We start from the raw sequence: 457 nt of genomic DNA, 5'->3' as shown, positions 1-457 counted from the left end.
CATTATCCTGTAAAGCCGTTTGGCATTCACAGGTGGCTGTCCCTCTGTGCGACGTTGCTTGCGCAGGATGCCCCACACGCGTCGATAACCATAACTCGGCATATCGCTGATAATGTTGAGGATAGCCGACAGTATTTCTGCGTCTGCTTCTTCATTACGCCGGTTACAGCGCCTGTCCTGCCAGTCGGCAGAACGGTTAATCCGCAGTGACAGTTGCGCACGCGACACGCCCATGGTCCGGCTGACCATGGCTATTCCCCGTCCTTTGGCAACAAGGGCGCGTGCGCTATCCATTTTCGCGACTGACCGTACTCCACGGCTTCTTTCAGGATCTCAACTTCCATCGTCTTCTTGCCCAGAAGGCGCTGAAGCTCCCGGACCTGCTTCAGAGCAGCAGTAAGCTCAGAAGCAGGAACGACTTCCTCTCCAGCCGCAACGGCGGTGAGGCTGCCTTCCT

At 56.7% G+C, this 457-nt stretch carries 1 pseudogene; it reads right to left on the bottom strand.

The window, feature by feature from the left end:
- Nucleotides 1-457: pseudogene (locus ACMWLG_RS25925) on the bottom strand (IS3 family transposase); the annotation flags it as partial.

This window comes from Enterobacter sp. 01-M-02-SI-ECC (assembly GCF_047530595.1).
Classification (GTDB): Bacteria; Pseudomonadota; Gammaproteobacteria; order Enterobacterales; family Enterobacteriaceae; genus Enterobacter; species Enterobacter cloacae_M.
Note: the sequence above shows the minus strand (reverse complement) of the source record. Positions and strands in the feature narration are given on the sequence as shown.